4 protein-coding genes and 2 pseudogenes are annotated in these 7,365 nt (G+C 61.3%); 3 read left to right on the top strand and 3 right to left on the bottom strand.

Annotated elements, in window-relative coordinates; translation table 11 throughout:
• Positions 1–270, bottom strand: a pseudogene (locus DBO86_RS24410) (transposase); the annotation flags it as partial.
• 169 nt (positions 271–439) lie between these two features.
• Between DBO86_RS24410 and DBO86_RS24415 the strand changes: the two are divergent.
• Positions 440–2,065, top strand: coding sequence for a methyl-accepting chemotaxis protein (locus DBO86_RS24415; protein WP_108235116.1), 1,626 nt, complete (start codon positions 440–442; stop codon positions 2,063–2,065).
• Positions 2,066–2,319: 254 nt separating this feature from the next.
• A complete protein-coding gene (locus DBO86_RS24420; RefSeq protein ID WP_004423370.1) occupies positions 2,320–2,550 on the top strand; it encodes a PA4570 family protein in 231 nt (76 codons plus the stop codon).
• A 257-nt stretch (positions 2,551–2,807) separates the two neighbouring features.
• Here DBO86_RS24420 and bamJ read toward each other — a convergent pair whose 3' ends face one another.
• Complete coding sequence (gene bamJ, locus DBO86_RS24425; RefSeq protein WP_004423369.1) at positions 2,808–3,437, bottom strand: BamJ family beta-barrel-assembly machinery protein; 630 nt, start codon at positions 3,435–3,437, stop codon at positions 2,808–2,810.
• 213 nt (positions 3,438–3,650) lie between these two features.
• Between bamJ and DBO86_RS24430 the strand changes: the two are divergent.
• A pseudogene (locus DBO86_RS24430) lies at positions 3,651–5,815 on the top strand (ATP-binding protein).
• A 111-nt stretch (positions 5,816–5,926) separates the two neighbouring features.
• Here the strand turns inward: DBO86_RS24430 and DBO86_RS24440 are convergent.
• Complete coding sequence (locus DBO86_RS24440; protein WP_003458619.1) at positions 5,927–7,300, bottom strand: IS1182 family transposase; 1,374 nt, start codon at positions 7,298–7,300, stop codon at positions 5,927–5,929.
• Positions 7,301–7,365: the final 65 nt, after the last annotated feature.

Raw genomic sequence — 7,365 nt, forward strand, 5'->3', positions numbered from 1 at the left:
CAATGAACACCCATTCCATGTCGGGCTGCGCCACAAGCTCCTTGAAAACCTTGAGCCATTTTCAAGTTGCTGACCACGCATTGAAGCGTTTATAGACCTTATTCCAGTTCCCGAACGCTTCGGGTAGATCTCTCCAGGGGCATCCCGTGCGCATGCGGTACAGCATGCCCTCCACGGTCATTTGTAGATCACGCTTGTTGTAGATGCCCTATGCAGTAGAATTTCCTGCAGCTTCGACCAATGCTTATCACTGAGCAATAATCGGGGCATTGCAAACTCGTATCGATGTTGTGTCAGAGCTTCAGCGATACGAATTTTCTCTTACATATCAACTGGTTAGCGCGAAGCGGCAACAGCCCCTAGACATGTCACAAATCTGCAACACTCATCTTCCACGCTGAGCATGCCCCGCTACGCCTGACTTCCGAGGCATACCATCATGTTCCTGCAAAAATCCCTGCGCGCGCAGATTCTCACTCTGCTCGGCGGCAGCCTGACGCTGATTCTGGTCACCGCCCTGGCCTGTTTCAGCTTCCTTTCCAGTGGTATGCAGTCCTATCGCGGCCTGCTCGATGGGCCGCTGGAATCTTCGCGCCTGATCGACGCGGCCAACGTCGAATTCAAGATTCAGGTGCAGGAATGGAAGAACGTCCTGCTGCGCGGTCAGGACAGCGCCAACCTGCAGCGCTACTGGGGCCAGTTCGAAGCGCAGGAGCGCAAGGTGCAGGACATTCTCGGCCAGTTGACCCAGGTCGCCGCAGCCGACCCGGCCTTGAAGACGCAAGTCGAGCGCCTGCGTAGCGAACATCAGGCGCTTGGTGGCAATTACCGCAAGGGCCGCGACGCCTTCGTGGCCGCCGGAGCCGATGCCAAAGCCGGCGATGAAGCCGTCAAAGGCATCGACCGCGCCGCCAGCGAGCAGATGACGGCACTGGTCAAGCAGTTACGCCAGAACAGCCTGAGCCAGGCCGAGCAGATCAACGCCAGCGCCGCGCGCACCATTCTCAGCGGCACAGTCGTGATGCTGGCCGCAGCTTTGGTCATCGCCGTATTCAGCCTGTGGCTGGTCAATCGCAATCTGATCATCCCCATCCGCCAACTGATCGGCCATGTCGACCAACTCAGCCAAGGCCGTTTCGGTCAACGCGTGGAAAGCACCCGACAAGATGAACTGGGCCTGCTGGCGCGCGCCGCGAACACCCTGCGCGACTTTCTTGCCAGCACCAGCGAGCGCCTGCACCACAGTACGCAGAACCTCGACAGTGCCAGCAGCGAGCTGAACGCCATCGCCTCACGCATGACCGAGGGCGTCAGCGAGCAGTTCGAGCGCACCGATCAGGTCGCCGCGGCCATGCATGAGATGTCCGCCACGGCGCAGGAAGTCGCGCGCCACGCCGCCGACGCCGCGCACGCGGCCAACGATGCCGACGACTCAGCACGTCAGGGCAGCACGGTGATGCAATCGACCATCGCCACCATCACCGACATTCGCGGCGAGATCGCCAACACCGCCGAGGTGATCCGTCGCCTGGAAAGCGACAGCGGGCGTATCGGCAAGGTGCTGGAAGTAATCCGCGGCATCGCCGAGCAGACCAATTTGCTGGCGCTCAACGCCGCCATCGAAGCCGCTCGCGCTGGTGAACAAGGCCGCGGCTTCGCCGTGGTCGCCGACGAGGTGCGCCACCTGGCCCAGCGCACCGCCGAGTCCACCGCCGAGATCAACCAGATCATCGACACCGTACAGAGCGGCGCGCTGAATGCCGTGCGCGCCATCGAGAGCGGCCAGCAGCGCAGTGAGCAGGGCGTGACCCAGGTCACCGAGGCCGGCGCCATGCTGCAGCGCATCACCGAAGCGGTGGAAGCCATCCGCGACATGAACCAGCAGATTGCCACCGCAGCCGAAGAGCAAACCTCGGTGGCCGAGGACATCTCGCGCAACCTCACCGAGCTGACCGCCATCGCCAGCGCCAACCAGGACAACGTCGAACGTACGCAGAAAGCCAGCCGCAACCTGCATGACATGTCCGGGCAACTGGGCGAAGTGACTCGCCGCCTGGGCTCCTGACCCGATCTGCGAACCGGCATGGCACGCGTCTCCGCCTCCAGCATCTACCGCCTGCGCGCAGAGTGAGTAGCGAGGCGCGGGATCAACAGCATGCTGCGCCCCTCCAACTCGCCTGCGCGGAAGGCAGGCAAGGCTTCGCCCTGTCCGCTCCACCTGCTGAAAACAGGCAAACGACAAAAGGCAGCAATTAACCCTTGCTATTTATGTAATAGGAATTATTCTCAGTTGCGTAATGACGGCCAAGGAGACCTGCCATGACCTACCTGATCGATGCCTGGCTGGACCGCCCGCATCCCTACCTGCGCATCCTCAACCGTGAAACCGGTGAAGTCTGCGCCATGCTCGAAGAAGAAGCCCTGGACGAACTGCGTGATCAGGGCGACCTGGATTTACACGAACTCAGCTCCAGCGAACCCATCGTCCTCAAGGAACTGGTGCGCAGCCTGTTTCTGTACTGTTACGCCCGGGCATTGCGCCCATCCTGAAAGACAAAACGGCCCTTGTGCAATGCAGAAGGGCCGTTCGTACGCCGCCTAGGGTGGACGACGCTTCACCCGTCCACCGTGGTCGCGATGGTGGACAAAAACAGCATTGCCCACCCTACAAACCTTTTGGAGGCATCGCGAGCTAGAGCGATACAAGGCAAAAACAAGGGAGAAAGCGGAGTGTACTTTTGTACATGAGCATTTCGAGCTTGTTTTTAACGCAGTAGCGCCGACGCGCAGCAGGCCGTTGGCGGTTCTTACAGAATATCCAGCAGCTCGACATCGAATACCAGCACACTGTGCGGCGGGATGCTGCCGACGCCCTGAGCGCCGTAGGCCAGCTCGCTCGGTACGTGCAGGCGCCATTTGCTGCCGGTGCCCATCAGTTGCAGGGCCTCGACCCAACCCGGAATCACACCACCGACCGGGAATTCAGCCGGCTGGCCGCGCTCGTAGGAGCTGTCGAACACGGTGCCGTCGATCAGGGTGCCATGGTAGTGGGTACGCACCTGATCCTCAGCCGACGGCTTGGCGCCCTCGCCCGCGACCAGCACTTCATACTGCAGGCCGGAGGCCAACACGGTCACGCCCTCGCGCTTGGCGTTCTCGGCCAGGTAGGCACGGCCTTCACCGGCAGCGGCTTCGGCCTTGGCGGCAGCTTCGGCCTGCATGATCTCGCGGATGACCTTGAAGCTGGCGCCCAGCTCGGCTTCGGAAACACGACTGGCCTGGCCGCTGAACGCGTCGGTCAGACCGGCGAGAATGGCGTTCAGATCGACCCCGGGCGGCGGGTTGTCACGCAGCTGACCACCGAGTTGACGACCGATGCCGTAACTGACGCGGCCTTCATCGGAGGACAGGTCGGGGCTGAAGTTGAATTCGGACATGAAAGGCTCCGCTTTGGGCTGTGAAAAAAGGTCGGCCAGACTAGCACAGAACCCCATGTCACCGGACACCAGCCCTACCGTCCATCTGCCTGCAAAGGGCAGAGATCAATCCCTTGATCTGGCGCAAACACGACTACCTTTAGCTAAGCCTTACTTAAGAAAAGCCCAGATATCATATCGACATCATTCGTTCGCCCCTCAGGAGCGTGCGTCATGCAAAGCGGCTCTCAAGTCAGTCTTCGGACATGGATATGGCGCGCTTTCGTACAGACGGCATTGATTCCGCTGATTCTGGTGGAGACGGTACTGATCAGCGTCTACCTGATCAGCAACGCATCGATCCGCGATGCGCAGATATCCCATCTGCGCGAGACAACCCTGAGCGACCTGCAAGCGGCCGCCAGCCAGGAAGCGCATCGGGTCGAAAGCGAGCTGGCCACATCGCGCGCCTCACCAGCACCTATGCCTCCCTGACCCAGCAAGCATTGGACAACAGCCAGCCGAGTGCGCCGGCAGAACTGGCCGTTACGCCCAGCGGCGTGCGTTACAGCCCACGCGATGACGGTGGCGCGGCCTCCTTCTACTCCAACGTCACGCCCCTGGATAAGCAGGATCTGGACAAGGTAGCGCGCTTGGCCACCCTCGACCCGCTGATGCGTGAAACCGTGCGGCAAAACCCGCTGGTAGCCAGCATCTATTTCAACAGCTGGGACAGCTACAACCGCATCTTTCCATGGTTCGACACACCTTCGCAGTATCCCCACGACATGGTGATACCGGACTACAACTTCTATTACCTGGCAGACGCCAAGCACAACCCCGAACGCAAGGTCACCTGGACCGACGTCTACCTCGACCCGGCTGGCCAGGGCTGGATGCTTTCTGCCGTTGCCCCCGTCATGCGCGGCGACTTTCTGGAAGGCGTGGTGGGCCTGGACATCACCGTCGGCAAGCTGCTCGAACACATTCAGAGCCTCGACGTGCCCTGGAATGGTTATGGCGTGATCGTCAGCAAGCAGATGAACATCATGGCACTGCCTCCCGCTGGCGAAGACGACTTCGGCCTGGACGAGCTAACCACCCACTCCTACGACGAAGCCATCAGTTCGGAGCTGTTCAAGCCTGAAGACTTCAACCTGGGCAAACGTGCCGATACCGAAGACCTCGCCAAAGCCATCGCACAGCAGGACAAAGGCGTACTCTCGGTCCGACTCAACGGCCGTCCGCACTTGGTCGCCTGGGCCACGATCCCGGCTACCGACTGGCACATGCTCACCGTCGTCGACGAGGCCGAAGTCTTCAGCCAGACCAACGCACTGGCCAGCCACTACCGCAACATCGGCTACCTGCTGATCGGCGGCCTGGTGTTGTTCTACCTGGTGTTCTTCGCCTTCATGTGGGGCCGTGCCCGCGAACTGACCGAGCGCCTGCGCAAACCCATCGGCGGCATCGTTGCCATGCTCCGCGAAATCGGCCAGGGCAACTGGAAGCCCAAGCGCCCGGCGACCACCATCACCGAACTTGAGGCGATCATCGATGACGTCGAATCCATGGGCCAGCGCCTGGAACGCAGCGCCACCCAGCTTCAGCGCGCCAGCCACGAGGCCCAGGAAGCCAGCCGCGCCAAGAGCCAGTTCATCTCCAGCATGAGCCATGAGCTGCGCACCCCGCTCAACGCCATCCAGGGCTTCGCGCAATTGATGCGCATGCAACAGGCTCAGCCGGACAAGCAGGACACCGACTACCTGGAAGAAATCCTGCTCGCCAGCCGCCACCTCAACCAGTTGGTGGGCGATATCCTCGACTGGTCGAGCCTGCAGAGCGACCAGCCACGCCTGGACATGACCAAGGTCGACGCCGTCGCCCTGATGAACGAGTGCGCCGACCTGGTCGCACCGGAAGTCGAAGCCCATGGCCTGGAACTCAAGCTGACGCTGCCGGAAACAGCCGTGCCGGTACTGGCGGACCAGCGGCGCCTGCGCCAGGTGCTGCTCAACCTGCTGTCCAACGCCATCAAGTACACCCCGTCCGGCAGTATCAGCCTGAGCTGCACCGAACATGATGACCGTGTACGGCTGATGGTCAGCGACACCGGCATGGGTATCGCCAGTGAGTTGCAACCGCTGCTGTTCGAACCCTTTCAGCGCCTGGGCCAGGAGAACGGCGCCATCCAGGGCACCGGAATTGGCCTATCGTTGTGCAAGGAATATGCAGCGCTGATGAATGGCGAGATGGGCCTGCACAGCGAGCCGAACAAGGGCAGCCAGTTCTGGATCGACCTGCCGCGCCACGTCACCCCGGTACAAGCTGAAGCAGTTGAATCGACGTCGCACCAGGCATGCGTCTATCACGGCGACCTAGCAGCCTGTCGGACTTGAATTCATAAATGGACAGAGCGCGACAAAGACAAAGCGAATTGCCCACTATTTGAGCGTTTTTAACCGGTTGTTGCCCTGAATTTCCTGAATTCGAGCGGATTCAGCCTCTGTTCACGCATTTTGAACGGAATGCGGGCGCAACGTGGCCATGCGTTTCAAGTTCCACGCCAGGCACACCAGGGTCCATTCGTTCTGGACATTCGCCAGACCGCGCAGCAGGAACTGACGGAAGCCCATCACCGACTTGATGATTCCGAATACCGGTTCCACCGTCTGCTTGCGCTGCCCATAGGCCGCGCGCCCGGCCTTGGTCTTGAGTCGGTGCTTCATTTTGTCGACCGGACTGGTCGGCTCCGATGACGCTGCCGGCTCTTCGAAACGCTCGCGCCAGTGCCGATGGTGGGCGTCGCGGCCCACGGCAATCAGGGGCTCGATCCTGGCGGCCTCGCAGGCTTCGACATTCTTCTCGCTGAAGTAGCCGCTATCGGCCAGGAATTTCTCCGGCTGGTTCAGCTCCTCGGGAAGCGCTTGAAGCTTGGCCAGCATCGGTACGACCTGTTCCTTGTCGTTGCCCGCCTGGGTCACATGCGGCGCCATGACCAACATGGATTCGCTATCGACCAGCGCTTGGGCGTTGTAGCACTGCTCGAAGCCGCCACCAGCCACCTTCATGATGCGCGACTCTTCGTCGGTCAGGTTGATCTGGTCGTCCGGGCGCGGGCCCACCTGCGGCGGCTTCGGCGGTTTGCCTCCAGGCTTCTTGCCGTTGGCCTTTTCCTTGGCCTCGCGCTTGTCCAGCTTGGCTTGATACTCGGCCTGCTCGCGCTCGAGGCGTTCCTTGGCCCGCGCTTCGATCTTGGTCTTGGCTTCTGCTATGGCGGCCAGGCGGTCTTCGCGCCGCTTGATCTCGTCGGGCAGACTGACCCCGTCGGGGAGGTCGCTCTGATCGGCCGCTTCTGCCAGCTTGAGCATCTCCTGGACCTCGGCCTTTAGCTGGGCCTCGATCTTCTCGGCGTGAGCATAGGACAGGGCGCTGTGCCGCGAGGCATTGGCGTGGATCTTGGTGCCGTCCAGACTGACCGTGCCAAAACGCGAGACTTGGTTCTCGCGCGCGATTTGCAGTACCTGCACAAAGGTCGCGGCGAACTGCTCTCCGTGGCGACGGCGGAAGCTGGCCAGGGTGTCGTGATCCGGGTGCTGGTCGCAGGCGATAAACCGGAACGCCAGGGAGTCATAGCTGGCTCGCTCGATCTTGCGGCTTGAATACGCACCCGTGGCATAGCCGTAGATCAGCAACGACAGCAACATAGCCGGATGGTAGGCAGCGCTGCCACGGCCCGCATAGACGCTCTCCAGCTTCGACAGATCCAGGCCCTCTACGACCTCCACCACGTAGCGCGCCAAATGTGACTCGGGCAGCCAGTCCTGCACCGACGGCGGGAGCAAGTAGTCGATTTCGCGGTTTATCGGTCGAAAGCGGCTCATACAGTCAGGTTCCAGGAGCGATGCGCAATTCTACCGGCGAGGGGAAAAGTCCGACAGGCTGCTAG

It is taken from the genome of Ectopseudomonas oleovorans, from assembly GCF_003052605.1.
GTDB classification, from domain to species: Bacteria; Pseudomonadota; Gammaproteobacteria; order Pseudomonadales; family Pseudomonadaceae; genus Aquipseudomonas; species Aquipseudomonas oleovorans_A.

Coding starts and splice junctions, on each gene's coding strand:
- DBO86_RS24415 (WP_108235116.1), top strand. CDS start 440: ATGTTCCTGCAAAAATCCCTGCGCGCGCAGATTCTCACTCTGCTCGGC.
- DBO86_RS24420 (WP_004423370.1), top strand. CDS start 2,320: ATGACCTACCTGATCGATGCCTGGCTGGACCGCCCGCATCCCTACCTG.
- bamJ (WP_004423369.1), bottom strand. CDS start 3,437: ATGTCCGAATTCAACTTCAGCCCCGACCTGTCCTCCGATGAAGGCCGC.
- DBO86_RS24440 (WP_003458619.1), bottom strand. CDS start 7,300: ATGAGCCGCTTTCGACCGATAAACCGCGAAATCGACTACTTGCTCCCG.